General features: G+C 58.9%; 18 protein-coding genes and 1 other RNA gene. 11 read left to right on the top strand and 8 right to left on the bottom strand.

Annotated features, from left to right (window positions below):
* The first annotated feature begins 4 nt into the window (after positions 1-4).
* The 3 genes from DL88_RS10665 (at position 5) to DL88_RS10655 (ending at position 6261) form a co-directional block, all read left to right on the top strand.
* Positions 5-3529, top strand: a complete 3525-nt coding sequence (locus DL88_RS10665; protein WP_034995709.1) for an ATP-binding protein — start codon at positions 5-7, stop codon at positions 3527-3529.
* Positions 3513-4046 (top strand): low molecular weight protein-tyrosine-phosphatase, encoded by a 534-nt coding sequence (locus DL88_RS10660; RefSeq protein WP_210165302.1) that lies wholly within the window; start codon positions 3513-3515, stop codon positions 4044-4046. The genes DL88_RS10665 and DL88_RS10660 overlap by 17 nt, the downstream gene beginning before the upstream one ends.
* 475 nt (positions 4047-4521) lie before the next feature.
* Positions 4522-6261 carry an AAA family ATPase gene (locus DL88_RS10655; RefSeq protein WP_034995708.1) on the top strand — a complete coding sequence of 580 codons (1740 nt, stop codon included), beginning with the start codon at positions 4522-4524 and terminating at the stop codon, positions 6259-6261.
* Positions 6262-6836: 575 nt separating this feature from the next.
* On the opposite strand, the gene DL88_RS10650 is transcribed toward DL88_RS10655, so the two are convergent.
* The 3 genes from DL88_RS10650 to DL88_RS10640 all read right to left on the bottom strand — a co-directional run bounded on the left by DL88_RS10650 (position 6837) and on the right by DL88_RS10640 (position 10514).
* Positions 6837-8393 (bottom strand): hypothetical protein, encoded by a 1557-nt coding sequence (locus tag DL88_RS10650; protein ID WP_034995706.1) that lies wholly within the window; start codon positions 8391-8393, stop codon positions 6837-6839.
* A gap of 250 nt (positions 8394-8643) precedes the next feature.
* Entirely contained in the window at positions 8644-9939 is a 1296-nt protein-coding gene (locus DL88_RS10645; RefSeq protein WP_034995705.1) for an adenylosuccinate synthase, read from the bottom strand.
* Complete coding sequence (locus DL88_RS10640) at positions 9921-10514, bottom strand: hypothetical protein (RefSeq protein ID WP_156971048.1); 594 nt, start codon at positions 10512-10514, stop codon at positions 9921-9923. The genes DL88_RS10645 and DL88_RS10640 overlap by 19 nt, the downstream gene beginning before the upstream one ends.
* A gap of 91 nt (positions 10515-10605) precedes the next feature.
* Here DL88_RS10640 and rpmE point away from each other — a divergent pair, with 91 nt between their 5' ends.
* Positions 10606-10836, top strand: a complete 231-nt coding sequence (rpmE, locus tag DL88_RS10635; protein WP_034995700.1) for a 50S ribosomal protein L31 — start codon at positions 10606-10608, stop codon at positions 10834-10836.
* Between the two features lie 968 nt (positions 10837-11804).
* Positions 11805-13541, top strand: a complete 1737-nt coding sequence (locus DL88_RS10630; RefSeq protein WP_034995791.1) for a DEAD/DEAH box helicase — start codon at positions 11805-11807, stop codon at positions 13539-13541.
* Between the two features lie 274 nt (positions 13542-13815).
* Here DL88_RS10630 and DL88_RS10625 read toward each other — a convergent pair whose 3' ends face one another.
* Positions 13816-14961 carry a lactonase family protein gene (locus DL88_RS10625; protein WP_051955878.1) on the bottom strand — a complete coding sequence of 382 codons (1146 nt, stop codon included), beginning with the start codon at positions 14959-14961 and terminating at the stop codon, positions 13816-13818.
* Between the two features lie 846 nt (positions 14962-15807).
* Positions 15808-17889, bottom strand: coding sequence for a DUF262 domain-containing protein (locus DL88_RS10620; RefSeq protein ID WP_034995698.1), 2082 nt, complete (start codon positions 17887-17889; stop codon positions 15808-15810).
* Between the two features lie 95 nt (positions 17890-17984).
* Here DL88_RS10620 and DL88_RS20670 point away from each other — a divergent pair, with 95 nt between their 5' ends.
* Entirely contained in the window at positions 17985-18125 is a 141-nt protein-coding gene (locus tag DL88_RS20670; RefSeq protein WP_210165301.1) for a hypothetical protein, read from the top strand.
* A 276-nt stretch (positions 18126-18401) separates the two neighbouring features.
* Here DL88_RS20670 and queC read toward each other — a convergent pair whose 3' ends face one another.
* Entirely contained in the window at positions 18402-19115 is a 714-nt protein-coding gene (queC, locus tag DL88_RS10610; RefSeq protein ID WP_034995782.1) for a 7-cyano-7-deazaguanine synthase QueC, read from the bottom strand.
* A 109-nt stretch (positions 19116-19224) separates the two neighbouring features.
* Positions 19225-20367 (bottom strand): TDT family transporter, encoded by a 1143-nt coding sequence (locus DL88_RS10605; protein ID WP_034995694.1) that lies wholly within the window; start codon positions 20365-20367, stop codon positions 19225-19227.
* Positions 20368-20523: 156 nt separating this feature from the next.
* Between DL88_RS10605 and DL88_RS10600 the strand changes: the two genes are divergently transcribed.
* Entirely contained in the window at positions 20524-21426 is a 903-nt protein-coding gene (locus tag DL88_RS10600; protein ID WP_034995691.1) for a LysR family transcriptional regulator, read from the top strand.
* 33 nt (positions 21427-21459) lie between these two features.
* On the opposite strand, the gene nudC is transcribed toward DL88_RS10600, so the two are convergent.
* Complete coding sequence (gene nudC / locus DL88_RS10595; RefSeq protein ID WP_051955886.1) at positions 21460-22425, bottom strand: NAD(+) diphosphatase; 966 nt, start codon at positions 22423-22425, stop codon at positions 21460-21462.
* A 201-nt stretch (positions 22426-22626) separates the two neighbouring features.
* Between nudC and ffs the strand changes: the two genes are divergently transcribed.
* The 4 genes from ffs to recR all read left to right on the top strand — a co-directional run bounded on the left by ffs (position 22627) and on the right by recR (position 26021).
* An RNA gene (gene ffs, locus DL88_RS19900) (signal recognition particle sRNA small type) lies at positions 22627-22723 on the top strand.
* 255 nt (positions 22724-22978) lie between these two features.
* Entirely contained in the window at positions 22979-25000 is a 2022-nt protein-coding gene (locus tag DL88_RS10590; RefSeq protein WP_245270764.1) for a DNA polymerase III subunit gamma/tau, read from the top strand.
* Positions 25001-25071: 71 nt separating this feature from the next.
* Positions 25072-25377, top strand: coding sequence for a YbaB/EbfC family nucleoid-associated protein (locus DL88_RS10585; RefSeq protein WP_034995688.1), 306 nt, complete (start codon positions 25072-25074; stop codon positions 25375-25377).
* A 38-nt stretch (positions 25378-25415) separates the two neighbouring features.
* Positions 25416-26021, top strand: a complete 606-nt coding sequence (gene recR, locus DL88_RS10580; protein WP_034995687.1) for a recombination mediator RecR — start codon at positions 25416-25418, stop codon at positions 26019-26021.
* Positions 26022-26263 lie beyond the last annotated feature (242 nt).

Raw genomic sequence — 26263 nt, 5'->3', positions numbered from 1 at the left:
TGCGATGCGTTTTGTCTCGCTTTCGCTCGAACGCTACGGCCCCTTTTCCGAGCAGCAGAAGACTGATCGTCTCCTGACCTTTCGCGAGGATGCGAAACTGCATGTGGTCTATGGCCGCAACGAGGCCGGCAAAAGTTCGACCCTTGCCGCCATCGGCGATCTTCTGTTTGGCATTCCCGCCCGCAATTCCCCCTATGCCTTCGATCAGAGGGCGAAGGATCTGCGGCTTGGAGCGACGCTGCTCGCGCGCGACGGCAGCCGCCTGTCGTTTCGCCGTAAGCCGGGCAACAAGAATGCGCTCAGTGATGCGGAAGGCGCCGTGCTGCCGGATGATGCGCTGGCGCCATACCTTGGCGGCCTCTCGCGCGCGGTCTTCGATCATGCCTTCGGTCTCAATGCCGAAAGGCTCCGGGCGAGCGCCACCGATCTGGCCGGAACCGAGGGTGATGTCGGCGCCAGCCTGCTCGCCGCGGCCTCGGGCCTTCGCGGTCTCGTCAGCCTGCGCCAGACGCTTGATGAGGAAGCCGATCAACTCTATGGCACGCGCAAGGCTGGCCACCGGCTCTTTTATCAGGCGCTCGACCGTTACAATGCGGCGAGCGCGGCGATCCGCTCCGACGAACTCAGGGCCGATGACTGGAAAAGTCTCAATGCCGAGATCTCAGAGCTTGGCGCGGAACTCGACAATCTCCGGCAGGAGCGCGAAGGGCTGGCCCGTGAGGAAGCCCGCCTCGCCAGATTGAAACGTGTCGCGCCGCTGCTTGATGCCATTGATGGGCGTCTGCGACAGATCGAGGCGCAGGGCGTCCTGCCGGAAGCTGATCCCCGCCTGTTGCAGGAACTTGGCGAGGCTTTGGGCAAGGCCGCCTCGCTCGACAGCAAACTTGCCGAGCTTGCCGAAGCTTACGAACGTGCTGGACGGGAGATTGCCGCGATTCTCGTCGATGAGGCTTTGCTCGCTAGGGCGGAAAGCGTCAGCGGGCTCTTCGCCCGCACCGAGAATTACGCGAAAATTCTGACGGATCTGCCGCGTGTCGCCGGTGATATGGAAAGCTGCGACGCGGAATTGCGTCAATGCGCGGCGCGTCTGCGGCCTTCCGACGATGAGGATTTCGCCGGCGGGACGGATTTGGCGCAGCACCAGCCGGGCGATGCCGCCATTGCCCGGGTCGAGCGGCTCATTACCTTGGGGCAAAAGGCGGCGATCGAGGCGCGCGCACACGAGGAAACACTCGCCGCCGATGAGGAAAAGGCCGCTGCTCTGGCGCGAGAGCAGGAGCGGTTCGGCGCCTGCACCGATCCCGCCCCGCTGGCCGACCGCTTTGGCGCGCTTGCCAGTCTTCCCGGCGCCATCGCGCGCCATCGCGAATCGCAGGCCCGGATCGAGACCGAGACGAAAGTGCTGCACGAGGCCGCCGCGCGGCTGCGTCCGCCCGTCGCCTCGCTCGATGTTTTGGCAGCCGCCATGCTGCCGGGGTCCGAAACCCTTGCCCGTTTCCGCACCGATTTCGATGCGCTAGACGCCGATCTGCGGCGCGAAAAGGAGCGCAAGGCCGAGGCTTTGGCCGAGGGGGAGGCGGCGCGGCGCGACCTCGCGCGTCTGGCCGGAGAGGGGCCTGTCGCCTCGCGTGAGGCGATCGAAAAGGCGCGCGCCGGGCGCGATGAAGTCTGGGAGAGCCTGCGCCGCCATCTTTTGGGCGAGGCGCTGCTGGCGCAAGAAAGCCTTGTGACCGTCATCGCCGGTTTTGACCGGCTGCGCCTTCATGCCGATCTTCTCGCCGACCGCGCCGTCGGTGAGGCGCAAAGGATTGCCGACTATCAGCGGCTGACGCGGCTCTGCCAGGAAACGGAAAGCCGGGCGGAGGCGGCAGGGGAGCGTGAAACCGGCCTTCTCAGCCGCCGCGACGCCTTGACGGAAGAATGGCGGGCTTTGTGGCGGCCCGCCGGGCTTGAACCGCTCGCGCCCGGCGAGATGCAAAACTTTCTGGCGCAGATCGAGGCGCTTTTGCGCCGCCGCGAAAGTCTCTTGGCGGAACAATCCGCCTTTGCGGCCGCCAAGGTGCGGCTCGAAGCGGAGACCGGGCAACTCCTGAGCCTTGCGAAAGCCCTCGATCTCGAAGAGGCTGATCGGGAGGATCCAGAAAACCTTCATGGCGAAATCGAGCGGGTTCTGCGCCGCCGCCGCGAGTCTTATGACGGTGCGCGTGCGCTTGCCGTCAGCGCGCGCGATCTTGGTGAGCGGATCGAGGCGCTGAAGGCGGCGCGCGCCCGTGGCGAGGAACAGCGCCGGGGCTTTTTGCAGGAATGGGGCGCGGCCATGCAGGCGATTGGCCTGCGTGGCGAAGCCTCGTTCGAGGAGGCCGAAGCCGCGCTCGCCATTTGGGCAAAAGTGCCACCCCTGCTCGAAAAGCGGGACGCTCTCGCCCGCCGCGTCGACGGCATGAAACGCGACCGCAAAAGTTTCGAGGAGGATGCCGCGGCTTTGGTGCAGGCGCTCGCAACCGATCTTCTCGACCTGCCGCCGCATGATGCCGTGCGGACGCTCAACAAACGCCTGTCGGCGGCGCAGCAGGCCTTCTCGCGCCGCGAGGGCGGCCGTGAAACGCTCACCCGGCTCGATGCGGAAATCGCGCTGGCGCGGGAAGGGCGCGAGGCCGTCGAGCTTCGCCTCACGTATTGCGCCGACACACTCGCCTGCGCCCGCGACGAGCTTGGCGCTTTGTGGCAGCGGCTTGAGGAACGCGGGCGTCTCTCCCGCGAGATCGAGGAAAAGCGTCTGCAAATCAGCGATCTCGCTGAGGGCTGCGGCGAGGAGGAGCTACGCCGCGACCTCGCCGCGATCGACCGCGACCGGCTGGACGCCGATCGCGAGGCCGTGCATCGCCAGACCGAACAGACGATCAGCAAAACCAATGAGATCTATGCCGAACATGCGAAGCGGGTGGAGCGGCGCCAGAAGCTCGAGGGCGGCGACGGCGAGGGCGCCGAAATCGCTTTGCAGCAGCGCCGCAATGCCGAGGCGGAAATGGCCGAGGCGGCGCGCGCTTTTCTGCTGCGCAAGATCGGCGCGCGGCTGATCGAGCGGACGATCGAACGGACGCGGGAAGCGAGTCAGAATCCGCTGCTGCGGCGCGCCAGCGCCCTTTTCAGCGATCTGACGGCGGGCGAATGGACCCTGATCGAACAGGAATTCGACGAGGATGATAAACCGCTTCTGGTCGGCGGCAAGGAGGGGGCGGGCGGCGCCGGCCTGCTACGGATCGGCCAGATGAGCGAGGGCACGCGCGATCAATTCTATCTCGCTTTGCGTCTCGCCTATCTCGCCGATTATGCCGAACGCGCCGAGGCGGCGCCCTTCATCGGCGATGATCTGTTTGCGAGTTTCGATGATCGCCGCACCGGCCAGGGCCTGCGCGCTCTCGCTGCCATTGGCGACAGGGTGCAGCCCATTCTCTTCACCCATCACGCCCATGTGGTGGAGATCGCGCGACATTATCTCGGTGACGCGCTCGATGTCATCCAATTGTGACGCGGCTGTATCTCCGGCCTGTATCCCCGAAAGGAATCTGACCCTGTTGCGGTCCTATGCCATTCTGTTCGTCTGCACCGGCAATATCTGCCGCTCGCCGCTGGCCGAGGCGGCCTTTCGCGAGGAGGTCATACGGCGCGGCCTCACCGCCTCTGTCGACTCCGCCGGCACCGGCAATTGGCACACAGGCGAGCCGCCGGATCCGCGCGCCCAGGCCGTCGCCCGCCGTCATGGGTTTGAGATCGGTGCCTATCGCGCGCGGCAGGTGAGGCGCGAGGATTTTGTAACATTCACCCATCTCGTTGCGCTGGACAAAGGCCATCTCGCGGCCTTGCGGCGGCTTGCGCCTACAGACAGCATCGCGAACCTCAGCCTGCTGCTCGACCATGTGCCGGGCCGCGCCGGTCAGGATGTCGCCGATCCCTATTATGGCGCTGATGCCGGATTTGAGGAGACATGGCGGGATGTGTGTGCGGGCGCGGTGGGTCTTGCGAGGGCGCTTTTGGGACAGGAGTGAGTTTGGGTTGGGGGAATGATGCCGTTTATATCTTTGGCGTCGGGGAATGGATATTGTCTGCGGAGATGATGATTGATTGGTTTAATGTGGGGGAAGATTTTCAGGTTGTTTTGCATCGTTTACGGACTTGGGTGTCATAATCCTTTAACGTCATCGTTCGACCGTGAGGAGGCATCCGCTTCCCGTTAATAGAGCGGTTTCGCATTGGAATAGAGTCGCGTGGTAATTAAAAGTTTCGGAAAATACCGTATTTTTTATGAGGTGTTTTGAAGCCATCCGAAATCGCTCTAGAAAGATCAAAAATCATTCCTCCGCCCCTGTTAGAAAAAATGTATATTATACTGAATAACCTCTCCGACAAACTGGCCAATTCGGAAGCTTCACTCCAATATAAGGTTGTGTTGAAGCTCGATGTGAGGGATGCATTGTCATAGATGCCTGTATCTCTTCGCGCCAATATTTTGAGTACCTAAATATGTATCGTATTACTGACATCGTACCTCGTGGCAAGGCGCCTATTCCTCTCAACATCTTCACTGTAATCGTTGGTCCGAACAATGCAGGAAAGAGCCAGCTGCTGCGGGATATCACCTTATGTGCGAGTGGGCGAAAGGAACAAATGAAAGTCCTGGAGCACGTAGGGATCGACATTGGTCGTAGTGCAATTGAGTTGGTGACGAGCCTCGCTGCGGGTTTGAAAGCGAATAATGCGGGGCAGTATTTCCTAGATGGTGCCGGCATTAGTCTTGATGAGAATATGTCCATCCAATACTTCCCGAACCAGCTTGCCCAACATACGTTGTCGGAAGACACTGCACGCGCGTTCATAGCTTCATCATTCGTGCGCCAGCTACTTGCCTATCTCACGACCGAGGCGCGCCTTAGCTTTTCCAAACACAAAACAAATCTCCATCGCCCTCACAACCCGGGTGTTACCAGCCTCGTAGAAGCACTTTTCCAGAGCTCCAATTCCAATGAAGACGAGAAATGGCTTTCTGAGCGTATCCAACAGGCTTTTAATATAGAAGTTGCTCTTGACAATTTTTCCGATCCCGGCGCGCTTGAAATGCGAGTCGCAGACTCCTTCGTCAACTTACCACGGGATGATAGGGCTCGGGCTCGCGAATTTATGCAAAAATGTGCGCGTCTAGATGAACAGGGGGATGGCCTGCGGAGCTTCGTCGCGACCCTCGGCGCTGCTAAATCCCTATCGCGGGAGGTCATCCTAGTCGATGAGCCTGAGGCCTTTCTCCATCCACCGCAGGCATTCCAGATGGGAAAGGCCTTATGCGGAGAGAACTTCGGGGGTAAACAAATCATTTGCTCCACCCACAGTGCTGACTTTTTGCGCGGCGTCATCGCAGCTAGGACGGACATCACAGTCATTCGGATATCACGCGGTCGGAATGGCCAGTTGGTTACATCCCTGAGCCCAGAAGAGCTTAAGACAATCGCTGGAAATCACGTCCTCTCCTCCGGCCGTGTGCTTGATGGTATCTTCTACCGTAAAGTTGTCATTACTGAATCGGATGGCGATGCCGTTCTATATGGAGCCCTATCGACGAACGACGATCGTGCTGGAGAGACATACTATGTCAACTCTTACAGTAAGCAGGCCACAGCGACAGTGGCGACACCATACAAACATATGTGTGTCCCTCATGCTGCAATTGTGGACATCGATCTCATCCGCATTGCCCCGGAGTTCTTGAAGGTCGTACAGGCTTTCCTGAAAGACACTGAGGAAGCCGTCCAACTGGCTGCCAGCGTTCGCTCTTGTATTGAAGCAACGCCTTCTTCAGACCTTGTTGCAAAGGTTATCGGTCATCTCGAAGAGCTTCCAGTCAAGATGGCAGAACTGAACCTGGCTAGTGCGGAGAAAAAGCTGGAGTGGCTCAAGGGAAGGCTAAGCGACCTCCGTGCGGAAACGAGCGCCTGGTCCAAGCTAAAGCGCTTTGGCGTTCAGTCGGACTTGCTGAACGAGAAAGCCAAGGATGACTTAAAGCGTCTCATTCACATCTGCGCGGATGTCGGCCTTTTTCTCGTGCCCGTCGGCGAACGTGAGTCTTGGCTTGAGCCCGATGTACCCTACTCGAAAAATAAGACTGCTTACACTACAAGAGCTTTAGAATATTTAGCATCGAGAAAACTCGGCGACGATGCGCCGCTCTCTAAATTTATGAATGATTTACATGCATACCTTGATACACAATAGAGTGATGGGCTAACTATGCCGGAGTGGTTACGCCCATATCTTTCAGCCGATTTCAGGTCAATCCAATGTCTTTTGAAATATGAAGAGCCATCAAGGTAAGTTCATGCAATGCAGCGAATCTTTTGCGCAATTTATCGGTGGCTAATAGGTGCTCGCTCTGGCTGATTTTTGGCTTGTCCGATGATGAATTGCATCCGCATATCCGCAACTTCTGAGAACGAACTCAAGCTAATCAGTCCTTCCTATCCATCTAGGCGCCGAGAATGAAATTGGCGCGTTTCTCGACTGAGACTTTCGACAATAGAATGATTTTATTTCCAAGAGCAGGATAGAATTCCGTAAGATGTTTGTATTCGTCAAATGCCCATTTGAAGCTGTGGCGACGGTCGGAGTGCGTCCGATAAACGTTCGGCCAAGGCAAGGAGAAGGATACAGTGGTGATACCGGCGCGCGGTGCTGGATGCGTCCGACAGGGCCTCGCCCTTCAGATGGAAAAGGGCGAGTGCGGTATCAATCAGGACTCTGTTGAAAAATAAGGCGCGATCGGCTTGCCACGTCGCGCCTTCAAGCCCAAATCATTGCGCTTGGCCTTGAGACCAAACAGCGAAGGCTTCGTCGAGCGCCTGTTTGCCGGCGGCGCCTTTTTCGAAGGTCAGTTTGGCGATGCGTCCGTTGCCGAGCATCATCGGCACGTCGATCCATGGCCGGCCCTTGAGCAGGCTGGTATTGGTGGCCTCGCTATTGCCACGGCTGAGGCCGATCAGGAAGGCATTGTCGGTTATCTGCACCGGAATGCCGCCGAGCGCCTCGCCGTTGGGCGTATCCTCGAAACGCAACTGCGGGACGCTGATCTGCTTGATATTGGCGAAGGGGCCGTCCGGCGCGACGTTGAAATTGAGCTTGATTGTATGCGTGGCGGGCAGGCTCAGATCGGTGTTCTTCTGGAACAGCAGGGTCGCCTGAAATTTGATCGCCGGTATGTCGATATCAGCGCGCACCGCCACGTCGAGCGGATCATTGGCCTCGTTGGCGACCATTTCCCGCCGCCAGGTGACGGTGCCGGTCCATGTCTTGACCTTGTTCGCCTCGTCCGGCGCCTCCATCAGGAAGGCCGCGCGGCCGGTCTGGGCAGTCGCCGCTCCCACTGTCTGGCTGGTGGCGCTATTGGCGACGCTGCCCGCCTGACTATTGGCGGACTGCTCTCCGCCGGATTGTTGCGCCGTCTCGGCCGTGGGCGAAGAAGAGGTTGCGGCCGTTTCGCCTGCGGCTTGCGCGCTGCTGGCGGCTTCATCCGCTGAGGACGTGATGGTGCCGCCGCCGATCCGGTCGATGATCTTGCCGTTTCCGTCGCTCTTCGCCGGTGCATTCTCCTCTTGCGTTTGGGCGAGTTCCTCCGGCTTGTCGCGCAATTTCCAGGCGGCGATGGCGACGAGGACGACGACGAGGGTAACGGCGGCGCCGACGATCCACAATTGCTTGGGGGCCCGGCGCTCGATTTTCGGCTGCGGCGCGAAAGGCCGCGAAAAATCGGCCTGTGCCTCTTCCGTATTGGCGACGGGGGAGGGGGAGGGGGAAGTCGCCGGTGCTGCCTCTTCGGCGGGGGCGGCCCGGCGTTTCAGCCCGGGCGGATTGGTTTGGGGGGCGCTTGCCGCCTGAATTGTGGAAGATGCGGCTGGTGTCGCTGCCGCTTGCGCCGTTGCCCCGGTCGTGACCGGCGGGGCTTCGGCAGTGCGCGCCCGCGTCCGCAGCGGCGGAGACGCGGGAGAAACGGCGGCCGGCGAATCAGCGGTCGAATCGGCTATCCGGCGTTCAGGCGCTGCCGCCGGTGCTGGAGCGGCCTGCTGCTCTTTCGGCTTCTCTTTCTCCGGCGGTTTTTCTTTCTCCGGAACCGCGCTCTCTTTGCTCTCGCCTGGTGGCTTTATGCCGGCGAGTTCGGCTTCGAGCTTGGCAATGGCCTGATCGAGAGCCGCATTTTCCGCGGCAATATTGGCCTCGGGCACGGGGGGCTGATGCGCCCGCAATTGGCTGATCAACGCCTTGCGGGCGCGCTCATAGATGGCGTGGCGCGCGTCGGGCGACGCATTCGGCAAGCCTGCGACGGCCTTGGCAAGCAGCGGGTAATAATCAGCCATGATCGGTTTTTAACATTCTTTCTGGGACGCGCCGTCAGGACGGCGCGGAAAGACGGGGCACGAACCCCTTTTAGGATCAATCGGACGAGAATTCAAAACAGTGGGCATAATACCAAAGTGCATGGATCACGACCTGTCGTGATCCATGGTGTTCGGCGAAAAGCCGCCGCCCCGCAGTCGCGGGGGCCAAAGGGCGATGAGTTAGGCTCATCGCCCTTTGGGAAAGGGATTCCCATCCGTTCGACGCATGTCAATCCCGGAAAGGATCATGGACCAGAATTGTGTCAGCCCTTTCCGGACTGGTCGAGAGCAGGGCGACGGGAGCTTCGATCAATTCCTCGATACGGCGGACATATTTGATCGCCTGCGCCGGCAGATCGGCCCAGGAGCGCGCGCCGGCCGTGGTGCCCTGCCAGCCTTCTATCGTCTCGTAGATCGGTTTGACGCGCGCCTGCGCAGCCTGGGCGCCCGGCAGCCGGTCGATGCGCTGACCGTCGAGATCATAGGCGACGCAGACCTTGATCTCCGCAAAACCGTCGAGAATATCGAGCTTGGTCAGAGCGATTCCGTCAATGCCGCAGGTTTTCACCGTCTGCCGGGTCAAGACCGCATCGAACCAGCCACAGCGCCGCCGCCGTCCGGTATTGACGCCATATTCATGGCCCCGGTCGCCGATCAACTGCCCGATCTCGTCGTTGAGTTCGGTCGGGAAAGGCCCGCCGCCGACGCGCGTCGTATAGGCCTTGGCGATGCCGAGCACATAGCCGATGGATTTGGGGCCGAGACCCGACCCCGTCGCGGCATTGGCGGCCACTGTGTTGGAGGAGGTCACGAAAGGATAGGTGCCGTGGTCGATATCGAGCAGCGCGCCTTGCGCGCCCTCGAACAGGATGCGCTTGCCGGCGCGCCTCGCATTCTCGAGCAGATCCCAGGTCGCCGTCATATAGGGCAGGACTTTGGGCGCCACCGCTTCGAGTTCGGCGCGGATCGCCGCCGCGCTGATGGGCTCTAACCCCAGCCCGCGCCGCAAGGGCTCGTGATGGGCGAGAAGCCGGGCGATCTTCTGGTCGAGCGTATCGGGTTCGGCGAGATCCATGAGGCGGATGGCGCGGCGGCCGACCTTGTCTTCATAAGCGGGGCCAATGCCGCGCTTGGTGGTGCCGATCTTCACGCCCTCGACGGTGGAAGATTCGCGATGCGCGTCGAGTTCGCGGTGCAGGCCGAGAATCAGCGGCACGTTTTCCGCGATCTTCAGGTTTTCAGGGGTGATGGTGATGCCCTGGCCGCTGAGCTTGGCGATTTCCTCGACGAGATGCTGCGGATCGACGACGACGCCATTGCCGATGACCGAGAGCTTGCCGGGCCGCACGATGCCCGACGGCAGCAGCGCGAGCTTATAGGTCTGGTTGCCGATGACCAGCGTATGACCGGCATTGTGGCCGCCCTGGAAGCGCACCACAATATCTGCCTCGATCGACAGCCAGTCGACGATCTTGCCCTTGCCTTCGTCGCCCCATTGGGCGCCGACTACCACCACATTCGCCATGCGACGCGTTCACTTTTCAAATTTGTCAGCCTGGAGCACGATGCTTGTTTCACATCTGCTCCCAAGGAAGCTGTATCCTGGAGCCTTTGCAAACCGGGCGATGCAGAATAAATGCTCATGGCGTCAAAATTCGCCATGGCGTTGCGGAGTCTGCGGCGCGCCAAAAACCATCGATTGGATGGTGCTCGCGCCGCCAACGCTCTGATGCCCAAGGTCCCGATGCACAAGGTTCCGATGCCGGCGCCCATCGTCCATCGATTGTGCTTGCCTGACGGAGGTACACGTTCGCGGCGCGGGAGTAAAGTCGCGGGAGAAGCGGCGGATTCAGGGCACACGGGTTCAAGACACACGGGTTCAAGGGAAATGGATTCAAGGGAATGAATTGCGGGAACTTGCCTGCCGGGCGGGATCGGATTATAGGCATGGATAATTCCATTCTCTCTTTCCGACCACGGAACAGATGTGACCAGGCCGATGGCGCTGTGATCGGCCTGCGGCTCCGCTTTCGGTTCTTCATGCGTTGAGCCGGGCGGCACATTCTCCTGTTCTTCCATCGAGGAGCTGAGCGGAAACATTCCTGCTCGGGCGACGCAGAAAAGCTGCTGGACAGCGTATGATCTGCACCCTTGTCGCGAGCGCATTCGTTTACCGGAAGGACAGGGCTCGATGAAGGCCGATATTCACCCGCAATACCATCTCATCAAGGTCGTGATGACCGATGGCTCGGAATTTCAGACCCGCTCGACCTATGGCGAGGAAGGCGCGACGCTGAACCTCGACATCGACCCCAAGACCCATCCGGCATGGACCGGCGGCACGCAGCAATTGCTCGATCGTGGCGGCCGTTTGTCGCGCTTCAATTCGCGTTTCGGCAATCTCAGCTTCGGCAAGAAGTGAGTCAGGCCGAGACAGGACTCCCTGTTCAGGAGGGGTGTCCTGCAAGACGCGACTTCGTGCTATCGTCATGATGGCGCATTAAAAAGTGCCAGACTCATGAACAGATGCCGATGAAGTGCGGCCGATCCCGGCGATCAGTCGATCACCCGCGAGAAACCCGCTTCAACGCGTCTTGCTTCGTGGCATTCCTGCCAGAATCATGGATGATAGGGGAAATCCGGCGCGTTTTGCCGGAAAGCGAGCCTGCTGAAAGTAAAGGCGATGCTTCGCGCCCCGGTAGCCGGTCGGCTCCATTGCGGCACACTTTCATTCTTGGAAGGATGTCACTAAATTCATCCAGGGAATCTGGCTCATGATAGTGCGAGTGGAGTAGCGACGTTCCCCTCTTACGGCCCGTTGGCGACATCCGGGTTTGTCCCATCGGGTGCAATCTTCCGCAAACCGCCACCATGCCGCATTGTCCATGGGTTTATGTCCATGCATGATGCCGCAACCAATATGCGCCGCATTGGCGGCGCAGTCGGCAAGGCAGTTGCCGATCATGGTTCCGCCTCAAGGTCCTACCTTTAGGTCCCGCCATGCCCGTCCCATGATGGTACGGCCGGCCAGGTTCGGTCTTTCGGGCAAACGAGAGCCTTTTTTCAAAAGCCGTGCAATCCTGCGGCTATTCATTGTGATGAAAAGACTCTCTTTGTCAGGCCTGGGGCTCCCCAGGCCCAGGGCTTTTCAGGGTGGCGTCCCTTTGTTTCCACGCGATGGCCTGCTCCATCGCTGATGACCAGGTCTCAATTAATATAATTCGTTGAGATCTGGCTCCCCGCGACTGCGGGGGGCGGCGGTTTTCCGCCGGACCTCCTTGAACCCGACGGTCGGGATCAAGGAGACTTGGTATATGACCTTCCATCGCGCGGTTCGTCGCAGGGATGCTGTTCCCCGATGCCCCGCTCATCCCGAGGATCGATCCGCTCTTGACCTTTGCCACCCGCCACCCCTGCCTTGCCCATGCCCTTGCCGAGCGTGGATATGACCAGCCGACTCCCGTTCAGGCGGCCGTCCTCGAATGGGAGGACAAGGATCGAGATCTTCTGGTCTCGGCACAGACCGGGTCCGGCAAGACGATCGCCTATGGGTTGGCGATGGGTTCGGCTCTGCTGACGGAAGAAGGACCGCGCCGCATTGTCGCCAATGCGCCCTTGGCGCTCATCATCGCACCGACGCGCGAACTCGCCTTGCAGGTGCATCGGGAATTGAGCTGGCTTTATGCCCATGCGGGTGTCCGCCTCGTCACCTGTGTCGGTGGCATGGATCCGCGCCGGGAGCGCCGCGATCTCGACAATGGCGCCCATATCGTCGTCGGCACGCCGGGCCGGTTGCGCGATCATCTGGAGCGCGGCGCGCTCAACCTTCAGCATCTGCGTGCCGTCGTGCTGGACGAGGCCGATGAGATGCTCGACCTCGGTTTCAGCGAGGATTTGACGACGCTGCTCGACGCTGCCGCGCCGGAACGGCGGATGCTGCTGTTCTCCGCCACGCTGCCAAAGGATATTGTGGCGCTCGCCCAGCGCTATCAGCGCGATGCGGCACGCATCTCCGTCGCTACTCCCGCTGGCGGCCACGCGGATATCGACTATCGGCTGGTCCGCGTCGTGCCGGATGAAATTCCGCTCGTCGTCGTGAACCTCCTGCGTCAGGTCGAGGCGCCGGGCGCCTTTGTCTTCTGCAACACGCGGGAAACCTCGCGGCATCTGCAGGCTCTTTTGTCCGAGCGTGGTTTTTCCGCCGTGCTCCTGTCGGGTGAATTGAGCCAGAACGAGCGCAACCGCGCTTTGCAGGCTTTGCGCGAGGGCCGCGCGCGCATCTGTGTCGCCACCGATGTTGCAGCGCGCGGCATCGACCTGCCGAATCTCGGTCTCGTCATTCATGCCGATCTGCCGAATGACCAGGCGACCTTGCAGCACCGCAGTGGCCGCACCGGTCGTGCTGGGCGCAAGGGCTTGAGCATTCTTTTGGCCTCGCCCTCGCGGCGGCGGCGCGCCGAACAATTCCTCAAGGCGCTGGGCCTGCCGATCCAATGGCAGGCGCCGCCGAGTGCCGAGGAGATTCGCAAGCTCGATCAGGAACGCCTGCTGCAGGATACCCTGCTTACCGAACCGGCGGGCGAGGAGGATCAGGCGAGCGCCGCCATGCTGCTCGAAACCCATTCGCCGCAGGCAATTGCCGCAGCCTTCGCCCGGCTGCTGCGCGAACATCGTCCCGCCCCCGAGGAAGTGCGTGATCCAGGGTTCGGCCCTGATTCGCGTCAGCGCGATGGGCAAAATGGCCGGCGCAGCCAGATTTCCGACGCGGGCGCGGTCTGGTTCAAGCTCGGCATCGGCCGCAAGCAGAATGCCGATCCGCGCTGGATCCTGCCGATGATCTGCCGGCGCGGCCAGATCAGCCGTGGAGCTATAGGCGCGATCCGAATCTTCGAACGCGAAACCAAATTCGAGGTTGCGGCGCCGATGGCGGATATTTTTGCCGCCAATATCCGCCTGCCCGATAGCGACGGCATCCGCATCGAGCCGGCGCAGCCGCCGGATTCCCATGCCCATTCCGACCGCAATGGCGACCGTCATGGCGCAAAATCTTCCGCGTCGGGCCGCCCGCAGAAAATGGCCGGCAAGCCACCCCGCCGCAAGCTGGAAAGCGAGGAAGCGCGCGCCTGATATCGGCACGGGATTAAACGGAGCATCGACAGATTCCCAAGAGCCTCATCGATCAAGCCGAACGGGATCGATGAGGTTTCGAGCGCGGTCGGGATGCAGAAGGGCGTGACTTGTTCCTGAAGAGCGTCGGATCTGGAAACCGGATCCTCTCCGACGCTCCCTTTCGTTACAGACAAGTCAGGGCTATCCAGACAGCAGGATCGCTGTCAGGTCCGAAACTTTCCTTGTCAGTGAATGGATATGTGTTTCGGTTTGATGCCGTGACCGCTTGGGATCAGCGGAACGCAAGCCCGTTGGCGCTGGTCGGCAGATTCTGCACGGTGCCGACGGTCGAAAGGTCGCCGTCATGACCGATCCCGAAGACGCTGATCGTATCGCGGCCGGCATTCAGAACATAAAGAAACCGTCCGTCGCGGCTGATCACGCTGTCGATCGGATTGCCATTGCCCGAGCTGGTGGCGCTGACGCCATTGGGGTTGAGAAGCGTGAGATCGCCGGAGGGCGAGACACGGAAGCCGGAGATCGACTGGCTCGCGGCATTGCTCGTATAGGCGAACCGCCCATCCGGCGTTACGACGACCCAGCACGCAGCTGATTGGAGAGTGCGCACAGCTCCGTCCACGACCTTCGGCAGGCCGTCGCGGAGAATGTGATAGGAGGAAAGCGAGCTGCCGTTGGTTCCGCCACCGGCTTCGGAAACCAGAAGCGTCTTGCGATGGCTGAAGGAAAAGCCGAAGGGCGTGGAGCCCGGCGTTGCCACCAAGCGCGGCGTATTATCGGCGAGACCGTCGCGATTGAGGGCGAAAACAGCGAGTTTATTCGTCGCCTTTTCGGTGATGATGAGGCTTTGCCCGTCAGGATTGAAGGCGATTTCGGCGGGATTGGTGCCGGTGGCGCCAAGCGACCGCAAAGAGCCCGGAATCGCTTCGAGACGGCCGTCCGCGGTGAGCCGGAATCCGGCGATGAGATCACTGCCGGCATTGAGCACATAGACGAGATCATCATCGACGGCGACGCTGACCGGGAGACCGCCGCCGCTCGCGACTTTCGAAGCCAGGCGCAGGCCGCCTTCCTCGCCAATCGCGAAAACCGAAATTTCATTGCTGCCGGCATTGACGGCGAACAGCCAATGCTGGTCCGGGCTCAGGACCACGCCACCGGCATTGCCGAGGCCGCCTCCCGAACCAAGGCCGCCCGTGGCGAAGGTGCCAAGAGGCGTAAGCGTGCCATTTTCCGCCTGCCGATAGGCCAGAATCGCATTGCCGTTGACGGCATTGGTCATCGTATAGACGGTGGAGGGTGATTTTCCGGGAAGCCCGCCGGGCGGGAAGAGACCCTCGGCGCGCGGCGCGGAGGAAAACGAGACAAGAGCCGCGAGGGCGGCGAGAACCGGCCCGGTGGTTTTCAAGAACGATCTCATGCTGGTTCCTTACTGGAAGGGCTGTTTCAGCGTCATGGCTTTGGCATAGCCATATGAGATTCTTCGTGCGTCGCCCCCATTCCGTTACAGGGCGCTGGCAGAAATTCGCTTTCGGCGTAGTGCCCGATATAAATTCATATATCGCTATGGAACCGGTTGTCGTCTGATAATGCAATGATGATGATTAACGGTCTGAAGTAAAGAATAGTGCAGATATTTGAGAACAGCCCGTAGAATCTGTTAGACATCGACATGTCACCTCTTGATCATTTTTTGATGAGAATCTCCTTCTGGCGGAAACATGGGATGGACGACCTGTATGATTTGCTGGATGCGATGATGAGTCTGAGACGCTTGAGCAGAGTGATTCGATTAATGTCGACTTTTGGCACTTTCAGACGCTGGTGAATAGCAGTGCATGATCCGAAAATAGGGAGATGGTAAATGTAATCACTTGACCGCCTCCCTCTGGCAGAAGTGATGCGTCTTGCGATGTAAAGTAATTAAGTGAGCTTGAGACTACAGTTCGGAAGCAGTTCAAAGCCAATAAATTCGGTACGCCTTGAAGATAGAATAAGCTGTTTTGAACCCGTTGAAGGCAGCATAAGTTATTAGGATAATACCGAATCTCAATAAGCTGACTCTTTAAGCCTCTCTTGTCGTGACTGCGGGGCTGCGGCTTTCCCCCGACCTCATTAATCCCAACATGTTGGGATTAATGAGACTTAGTATAAGCTATAATGTATAGGACTCTTTCGTTTGATGGTCCCCACTGGGATCGAGCAAATGATCCTCGTTATCGATACCACACGCTCGTTGCTGCAAAGCGATTGCCTAACAATTGTATCAGGGCATTGGGGCAGGGACGTGGTTTGAGAGCAGGAGTTCAATCCCACTTTCAGTTAATATTTTTTCGTAAATAGCGAGCGTGCGTAGATCAATGAGGCGCTGGAAGGTAGCAACATCACTCAGTGTCCACGGTTGATTCTTTCGCTGTTCTGGGATGAGATTATTCCACTTGTCATAGTCTGACATCAGATCGTTTGGTATTTTATCAATTGCATCATTAGTAGCCACGTTGGGGCCTGCGCCTTTACTCCGGTTTTCTGAAGCGGATAACCACCGACAATTTCCTAGTGAGTCCCCAATAAGCCTACGATTCCATCGAAAATTGTCGGAAATTGCGTCCTTCGCTAGATAGGCTGTGCATTCACCCCAATGGAAACCAAATGCTTTTTGAGGAATGATGTGATCAAGATCAATTGGCAGATCTTCATCGCGTTCGGATGTGGGGTCGTAATGTGGAAAGTTTTTCATAAGGTAGTCGCGTTGGAGCCACATTAAAGCGCGTTTAATGAGTTCAGTCTTCGTCGAAAGCACGCGTAATACCTCGCTAAATTCTCGTTCATTGTCGCGGTTGCTAACGATAAAACGATCAGCCGGTGAACGAAGATGATGATCAGCTTTTTCTACTTCATGACGTAAACTAGGTAGCATGGCTGGCCGAGGTAGAAAATATCCAATACCCTCGCGTTCGTAAGTCTGGATAAGCTTACGAATGGCTTCCGTGGTAAATGACCATTGGTGAAAGGCGACCTGTTCGAAAATATATCGTGCAGCCTTTCCTTCGTCTCGGATAAATAGCATCCAATAGAGCACAAAGGCCCTCATGATGTCGCGATCTGAAGTTCCCCATGGTTTGTCTACACCACGTGTTACGGTGAACAGAATTAGCGTATCAACAAGTTCACGCGGTAAGCGGGCTAACAAAATAGGCGGTAAATCTTTGTTGTCTTCTATGCCTTTGTCATTTGTCAGTGCTTCGCGAAGACTAGCAAGTGCTATTTCCAGTTTTGTGTCGATGTTTGAGCTTTGTAACCCAATCCCAACCAGATGAAAAAATTCATTTTGAACCTCCGGTCTATTACGCAAATCGGCAATAGAACTTGGGCGAGGGCGAGGAGTCACCTCCCACTCCTTGGCATCATGCCAACGCTTCATCGTTCTTGCAACACGCAGAGATGCTAGTGCCAGATCAACTTCGCTAGCGAGACGCCCTGTCTTGCTTTGCGCGATGTTGATCATCCGATCATGGATCTCCGGATGATGACATTTGATCATTGAATACGTCAGTTCGTCGTCGGAGAGACGTGTGCCGCCTTGCCCTATCCGCGTGAAAAAGCGGATATATTCCTCCTGGTCGGAGACCAGCTTTCTGTCGACCTCCTGAAGAATAACTGCTCTATCAAGGGCTCCTTGCAAGGCCACTACGAATTTATTGATTGTATCATCTGATATTCCTTTTTCCTGTAACCACATGCTAATCGAGTTGTCTTCTTCTTCGAGCTTGTTGCAAAGTTCTGAGAAAGGAATTGCGCATTCTGCATCAATTATATCACTGCCATTTGCGGTCCTAAAGACATCCGCCGGGTTTGTTGGAAACCATTTTTTCCATTTTTCTTGGCGTTTGCTCAGCTCAACTTTCTGATTTGGTGCATCCGGATTATAACCAAAGGGTTGGCCCGTACTCGTTATACGTAACTGAAACTTTAAGCCGCTCGCTGTCTTTGGTGTTGATCCAAGATCAACCCAAAGCTTACGATTTTTTGCAAGTTCTCCTTTGGCAAAGCCCAGCATGATAGCGGCTAGGCGTTGCTGGCCGTCAAAGATCTGTAAATCTCGTTTGCCTGCTTTGGATGTTCTTCCTTCTATATTGCGTCCTTCTAGGATGTCATCCATCACATGATGATACATCATCATTCCAGCGGGATATCCACGTAGAAGACTATCCCAATAGTTGATGATCTGTTCATTGGTCCAGACCAATGAACGCTGAATAGGTGGCATTAACAATCGTTGAGAGTTATCTTCAGCCAACCGTAACTTAACAAGTTCTCTGATAGTCTTAACCATCGGCTGTGTGGTCATTTGGTCGCTCATTTCAGTTTTCATTCGAAAGTAGAGATTTTTTCAATAAGGCCTTTTACTTGCCTATTTGCTTCGATCTCAATCCGATTGAAGTGATGTTTACGAAGCTGAAGGCTCTGCTTTGCAAAGCTGGGAAACGCACTATTCCGGCTGTTGAGAAAAAGATCGGGGGGCTCTTTGAAGCGATCAAACCACAAGAATGTCCGAATTTCTTCAACCATGCTGAATATGCCTGAAGCTTACCCAGAAATGATTTGGATTGATCAAAATGATTTCTATGATGGGGATTTAAGTATGATTGAGCAGTCTCTTAAGGATTGAGGAAAGGCGTGCTTGTTTCCTTAAAGTCATTGGTATTCATAGCCATGATTGTCAAGTCATGGACGAAGGTGGTTCCGGCGATCAGTGAGCCTCACTTGGAGCGTGGTCGGCCATATGCAGGTGGATAGGCCGCAAATCTTGCAACAGTTTTTGCGATACGGTCGGCACGCATTGCCCCGGAAATCGCCTCGTTAAACCGGTTCGCCGCGCCAGGCCGCATACCCCTTTGCGCGCAAGTCACAGGCGGGGCAGGTACCGCAGCCATAGCCCCAGGCATGACGGCTGCCGCGCTCGCCGAGATAGCATGTATGCGTTTCCTCGATGATGAGATCGGTGAGCTTTTGGCCGCCAAGTGTATCCGCGAGCCGCCAGGTGTCAGCCTTGTCGAGCCACATCAGCGGTGTATCGAGGATGAAACGGCGGTCCATGCCGAGATTGAGGGCGAGCTGCATGGCCTTGATCGTATCGTCGCGGCAATCGGGATAGCCGGAAAAATCAGTCTCGCACATACCGCCGATAATATGTTTCAGCCCGCGCCGATAGGCGACGGCGCCGGCGAAGGTCAGAAAGATCAGGTTGCGTCCAGGCACGAATGTATTCGGCAGGCCATCGGCATCCATGGCGATCGCCATTTCGCTGGTCAAAGCGGATTGGGAGATGGCGGCAAGCACGTCGAGCGAAAGAAGATGATCCTCGCCGAGTTTTTCCGCCCAGGCCGGAAAGTTCTTCAGCAATGCGGCGCGCAGGATCTGGCGCTGGTCGAGTTCGATGGCATGGCGCTGCCCATAGGCAAAGCCGATCGTCTCCACCTTGGCGAAACGGTCGAGCGCCCAGGCGAGGCAGGTAGTGGAATCCTGTCCGCCGGAAAACAAAACCAGGGCGCTTGAAGACTTGTCTTCGCTCATCGTCTGTTGGTCCATGGAGGAATTGGGCGCGGGACAGGCTCCCGCTGCGGGTGATGTCTTATACCAAGGGCGCTGTGGCCCCTATCGTTTCCCGCATCGAATTTTCGCTTCAGGCGCTCTGGAGGCAGGGCGAGATGAAGAGAGTTCTCTTCCAGGCGCCTTCGAGTGTGCGCACCGCGACGATCAACCAGAAGATGGCGAGACTGATGGAAAGACCAATGCCGATCACGGAAAAGAAGGTGAGGCCGGTCGTCCGTGCCAGCGCGAGGGTTGCCAGTGCATAGACGCCGATCGGAAAGGTGAAGCCCCACCAGCCGAGGTTGAACGGCAGGCCCTCGCGCAGATAGCGGATGGTTTTGAGGACCGCCAGGGCGAGCCACCACAGGCCATAACCCCAGAAAATAATACCGCCGAGAATGCCCATTCCATAAGCGACCTTGCCGACATCGGAGAGACCATGGGCGGCGAAGGCCGAGGGGGCATGGCCACCGAGCAGGATGAGGCCGAGCGCGCCGGTGCCGATCGGACCGAGCGCCAGCCAGGCCGACACGCCGAGTGATTGCTCGGGCAGCTTGTGCACGGCGAGGCGGAGGTAGAGCAACACGAGAATGCTCATCGCCAGCGGGACGGAACAGGCCCAAAGCGCATAGCCAAGAACCAGCACTTCGAGGCTACGGGACGCTGGCAGCACGCCCCCCAGCAGCCCGGCGCTGGCCGCGGCGACTTCGCAGGCGACGATCGGTAAAAGCCAGACGGCGGTGAGCTTCTCGATGGCATGCTCCTGCCGCGTGAACATGAAATAGGGAATGGCGATGCCGCAGGCGAGCGACAGAGCGGCGTCGATCCACCACAGAATTTCGGCGATCGTGACGGCCTGATCGCCGATCAGTGCGGGGCCGAAAGCGAGGAAACCATTGATGATTGTCGCAAGACCCATGGGCACGGCGCCGAAGAACATCGACATGACCGGATGGTGGAAAATCCGCTTCGCCTCGTGAAAATAAAGCATCCAGCGGGCGGAGTAGAGCAGGGTGAACAGGCCGAAAAGCCCGATATTGACGAGCCAGAGACCGATAGCGATCCGATGCAGAACCGGAAAACCGGGCGGACACTGGTTGAGGACGAGCGCAAGCACGCCGGTGCCCATGGTGACGGTGAACCAGTTCGGCGTGAAATTGCGGATGATTCCGGGGACTGGCGCGCTGAGAACGGTGACGGCCGGTGGATCGGTGAGGGCTTGAGTATAGGTCATGACTGGCATCCCGAGAGCGAGACGGAACGGCGCCGGTGATGATCGAGGCGGTTTCCCGCCAATCCATCGGCCAGAGAAAGATGACCTTGCTTAAATCATGATTCCAATAGATTATTATACTTGGATCGATCGAATATTTAGATTGATTGATACGCTGTGACCCTGGAACAATTACGTATTTTCGTGGCCGTCGCGGAGCGACAGCATGTCACCGAAGCGGCGCGGGCGCTGAATCTGGCGCAATCGGCGGTGAGCCATGCGATCTCTGCGCTCGAAACGCGGCATGACGCCCGGCTTTTCGACCGTGTCGGTCGGCGTATCGAATTGACCGAGGCGGGCCGCGCGCTGCTTGTCGAGGCACGGGTGATCCTGGCTCAGGTCGATCATGCGGAATTGACCTTGAGCGCATTCGGCAGGCTCGAACGCGGCACTTTGAGTCTCATGGCGAGCCAGACCATTGCGAGTTATTGGCTGCCCCGCCATCTCGTGACCTTTCGCCGGGCCTATCCCGGCATCAGAATCGCGCTTTCGATCGGCAATACGGCGCAGGTTGCCGAATGCATTACCGGCGGCGCCGTCGAGCTTGGTTTCGTCGAAGGCAGGATCGAAAGCGAGGACCTCGTCTACCGGCCCATCGCGCGCGACCAGATGGTTCTGGTCACCGGGCCCGATCATCCCTGGCAGAACGGAGAAACGAAGCCAGGGCCATTGACCAATGCCGATCTTCTCGCCGGAGACTGGGTTCTGCGGGAGCAGGGCTCGGGGACGAGGCTCGCCTTTGAAGAGGCCATGGCGCAACTCGATATTCCGTTGAAGGATATGAAGATCGCCATGGAACTTCCGTCCAATGAGGCGGTCCGCGCGGCGGTCGAGGCGGGGCTTGGAGCGACCGCGCTCTCGGCCTCCGTTTGCGCAGCGAGTCTCGAGGCGGGTCTGTTGTGTCCCGTGCGGTTTCGATTGCCGGATCGCGCATTCTATCTGCTGCGCCACGGAAGGCGTTGTGAAAGCCGTATCGCTGCCGCCCTGATGGCGATGATGGATGTGACAATCGAAAGCTGACCGGGGGCGCTTCTGCCCCAATGCGGCTTGAGCCTATAGGGAGAGGCGACCCATGGCCCAGCTGCGCATCAGAAGATTGGCGATGCTGGGTTTCGGCGGTGCGATTGGCCCTTCGGCCGGCGCGTCTAACATTTTCATCACCTCCGCGCGCGAATACCAGCCGGCTGTCTCGAGTTCGTCATGATCGATGGTGAGATCGCGGCTCTGCGCCTCGGCGATACAGCCGATCATCAATGAGGCCGGAAATGGCCATGGCTGGGAGGCGAAATAGGAGACCCGGCCGATGCCGATGCCGGCTTCCTCACGCACTTCGCGGCGCACGGCATCCTCGATGGTCTCTCCCGCTTCCATGAAGCCCGCAAGGCAGGAGACCATGCGCGGCGGAAAGCCGGGCTGGCGTCCGAGCAGGCAATCGCCACTCTGTTCGACCAGCATGATGACGACCGGATCGGTACGGGGAAAATGGGCGGCACTGCAGGCCGGGCAATGCCGCCGCCAACCCGACAGAGAGACCTCTGTCCTGGCGCCGCAATTGGCGCAGAACCGGTGCCGAGCGTGCCAGCCGAGCAGGCTTTTTGCCTGGGCGAGGCGGCCGAGCACGGCTGGCGGCAGCAGCGCCTGCAAAGCGAGCGTGCGCAGATCGATCATGGCGAGATCGTCGCGCGCCTGCTGCGTCTCGGCGCTCATACTGTCGATCAGCGTGGCGAACAGCGCCGTGCCTGTCGCATCGAGACCCAGAAAGGCCGTTTCTCTGGCGGGGCCGAGCCGCTGCGCATCGGCGAGCAGGAAGGTCGGGTCGTGCAGCAATCCGTCGCGATTGAGGATCGGGATGTCGCCGGAAAAGACCAGCGTCCGGGTGCTCGTCTGGCCGAGGAGTTCGCGGATGAAGGCCGGATCCTCGCGGCGTTCCGACTGCCGGTCGAGGCCGTTGATCGCGAAGCCGGTTTCGGCCGAAGGTTCGGAAGGCAGGGTGTCAATCGCGTGGAGATTGGCTGGCATGACCGCGCCTCCGTGGCAGGACTGTTCGCTGGTTCTATTTTCCGCCTTTTCCGGGCAAAAGGAAACGAAAGAAAATTTCAGGCCCAGGGGCGGGAGCGTCAAGGGCGGGAGCGCAATGGCGTTTGGCTGCTGGCAAGGAAATCCGGGATAAATTTCATGTCCGAGGTTGCGAAAATCGCGCCGCCGGTCCAAATAGGATTCGGGAGGTTGGCGGTGGACGTTCCACTCGCCAACCGGGTCAGGTCCGGAAGGAAGCAGCCCTAACGAGCCCGGGCGGGTCTCTGTCCAGCCTCCCACCTGATCTTTCGGTTCCGTGCCTTTGGCTCAGTGCCAAGGGGACCAAAGGGACCATTCCGAAAGGTCGCTTCCCCTCCGGGAGCGTGACCGAACGCCCGCCGCTCGTTCCGCGAGGATTCCTCCACATCGTGCCGCGCCGCTTGCAAGCGTGGGGCCGTGCGTGACGGGATTAAAGTCTTGCGGCGAAGGGGATGGACGCATCGCAACGAGGGCGGCAACTGGGCGGAGCACGGCCGGCGCAATGCAAGATGAGCGCATGCAACAAGGGCCAGAGACTTCCACCGCCCCCATCTCAGCGCCGCCAGCGGTAACGACACCTGCGGCGAAACCCTATCTGGTGCTGGCCCGGAAATATCGGCCCTGCCGGTTCGAGGATCTCATCGGCCAGGAAGCGATGGTCCGCACCCTGTCGAATGCCTTCGATCTCGACCGGATCCATCAGGCCTATCTTCTCACCGGCGTTCGCGGTGTCGGCAAGACGACGACGGCGCGCATTCTCGCACGCGCCTTCAATTACGAATTGGTGCCTGAAGACGGCGCGCCGGGCGTTACAAAGCCGACGATCCATATGGACCGTTTCGGCGTCCATTGTCAGGCGATCATCGAATCCCGTCATGTCGATGTCATCGAAATGGACGCGGCCTCGCATACAGGTATCGATGACATTCGCGAGATCATTGAAAGCGCGCGTTATCGTCCGGTTTCGGCGCGCTACAAGGTCTATATTATTGACGAGGTGCATATGCTCTCGAAACAGGCCTTCAACGGCCTGTTGAAGACGCTCGAGGAGCCACCTGAACACGTCAAATTCATTTTCGCGACGACCGAGATCGACAAGGTGCCAATCACTGTGCGCTCGCGCTGTCAGCGTTTCGATCTGCGCCGCATCGAGCCCAATGTGCTCGTCGATTTTCTAGCAAATGTCTGCGCGAAGGAAACGGTCGCGGCCGAGCGTGATGCCCTGGGCCTGATCGCACGAGCCGCAGAAGGGTCGGTGCGTGACGCGCTTTCCCTGCTCGATCAGGCGATCGCGCATTCTCAATCATCTTTTGCGCATTCATCGTCCGGGCAATCATCGCCGGCCTCTCATCCCATCACGGCAGACGATCTTCAGGCGATGCTGGGCCTTGCGGACCGTGGCCGCATCATCGATCTCTTCGAGGCGGTCATGCGTGGTGACATGGCCAAGGCGCTTGCCGATCTCAAGGCGCTGCATGATTGCGGCGCCGATCCGGCGCAGGTGCTCGTCGAACTCGCCGAATTCGTGCATTTCGTGACGCGGCTGAAACTCAGCCCCGGCCTTGCGGATGGCGCCGCGACGCCCGAGGAAATGAGCCGGGGCGGTGCCATGGCCGAAGGTTTGAGCATCATGGCCCTGACGCGGGCCTGGCAAATTCTGACCAAGGGTCTGCAGGAACTCAAGGATTCGCCGCGTCCGTTGGCCTCCGCCGATATGGTGCTGGTGCGGCTAGGGTTTGCGGCCGATCTGCCGACCCCCGATGCCGTTCTGCGGCAATTGGCCAAGGGGCACACAAATCCTGCTGTGCCCAATGCTTCTCCCTCTTCGGCCGGGCGTGTAAACTCTCCGGCAGGCGCAGGCATTGGCGCCGGAGGTTCCATGATCGGCGGGGCGGGATCGCAGAATTCCGGGGCTGGGATGATATCCATGGCGGCTTCGCCGTCACGGGCGCATGGGGCTGCGGCCACTGTCACCACCATGGCTGTGCCTGTTGCCGCGCCGATCGGTTCTGTTGTAGCGGGACCGAGGCTCGAGAATTACGCGGCTCTTGTGGCGCTTGCCGGAGAGAAGCGGGACATAGCACTCAAAGTGGCGCTTGAACGTGATGTTCGCCTGGTGCGCTTCGAGGAAGGAGCAATCGAATTTTCCCTCGTACCGGGGGCTTCGCCGCAATTGGCGCAAACGCTCATGCGCAAGTTGCAGGAATGGACCGGCATGCGCTGGATGGTGGCGGTCACCAATGAGGCTGGTGGTCTCACCCTGAAGGAACAGGAAGAGCAGCGGGCCGCCGAGCGACGCCGCGGAATCGAGGCTGATCCCCTGGTGCGCCGGGCCCTCAGCGAATTTCCCGGTGCGCAAATCGTGGCGGTGCGGCCGCATAATCCGCCTGAGGCCGCGAGTACAGAACAGGCAGACCTGGAACATATCGGTTCTGAGCGGGTCGCGCAGCTTGACGAAGACGCGCCGGATATGGACGCGGAAGTCGTCTTTCAGGATCAATTTCCACCGGATGAATTCTCTCCGGAGGATGACGCTTAAAGGCACGGCAGGCATCTGCGGCGCCGGGCAAAGGATTCGATCGGTCACGATCGCATGGAGAGGAACGAGCCATGAAAGACATGATGGGGCTTTTGAAACAGGCGCAGGCCATGCAGGCCAAGGTGCAGGATATGCAGGCGCAGCTCGAGGAAATGACGGTGGAGGGCCAGGCGGGCGCGGGGCTCGTGCGCATCACCCTGACGGTGAAGGGGCAAATCCGCAATGTGTCCATTGATGCCTCGTTGTTGAAACCGGAAGAGAAGGAGATCGTCGAGGATCTCGTTGCTCTTGCTTATGAAAATGCGCGGCATCAGGCGGAAAAGATCATGGAAGAGAAGATGCGGGAGGTTACTGGCGGTCTGCAGCTGCCGTTCTGATCCTCGCCTTCCCTTTACGCGGACTTGTTCTCAACTGCATGACGACCCCTCCTGCCGGGCCTGAAATCGAGCGGCTCATTCACCTTTTGGCCCGGCTTCCGGGTCTTGGCCCGCGTTCGGCCCGGCGGGCCGCGCTGCATCTGATCCGCAAACGTGAGGAATTGCTCGGTCCTCTGAGCGATGCCATGCGGCAGGCCCACGACAGGCTGGTCGTCTGTCATGTCTGCGGCAATATGGATACGCGCGACCCCTGCGCGATCTGTGCGGATCCGACCCGTGATCAGGGGCTTATCGTGGTCGTCGAAACGATCGCTGATCTCTGGGCGCTCGAACGCGCGGCCGCCCTGCCTGCGCGCTATCATGTGCTGGGTGGGACCTTGTCGGCGCTGGAGGGGACGGGCCCGAAGGACTTGAATCTCGATGCGCTGGTCGATCGAGTCGCGCAAGGCGGTGTCCGGGAAGTCGTTCTGGCGGTCAATGCCACGGTCGATGGCCAGACAACCGCCCATTATATAACTGATCTACTCAATTCCTATGGCGTGAAGATCACCCGCCTGGCGCATGGGGTGCCGATCGGCGGAGAGCTCGATTATCTGGATGAAGGCACTTTGGCGACGGCTTTGCGCAGCCGGACGGATTTTTGAGTGCACTTTACCAGAAGGAGCCTGCCGATAAACGATTTTTGAAGTCAGAATCGGGAGCCGTCCGCGCCGTATCCGCGTTAGGCGGATACCCAATCTCGCGTCGCAGAGCGGGTTATAAAACCGTAAAATACATTATTGTTGTAAAGAAATCATACTCTTGTAACTGTAAAAACATTGATATCTTGTTGATATAAAATACAATTTTCTTCGGCGGTGTAAGATGGCAATTTGGGGGTAAAGAC

It is taken from the genome of Beijerinckia mobilis, assembly GCF_000745425.1.
Taxonomy (GTDB): domain Bacteria; phylum Pseudomonadota; class Alphaproteobacteria; order Rhizobiales; family Beijerinckiaceae; genus Beijerinckia; species Beijerinckia mobilis.
The sequence above is the reverse complement of the archived record's forward strand: the minus strand, read 5'-3'. Positions and strand labels throughout refer to the sequence as shown.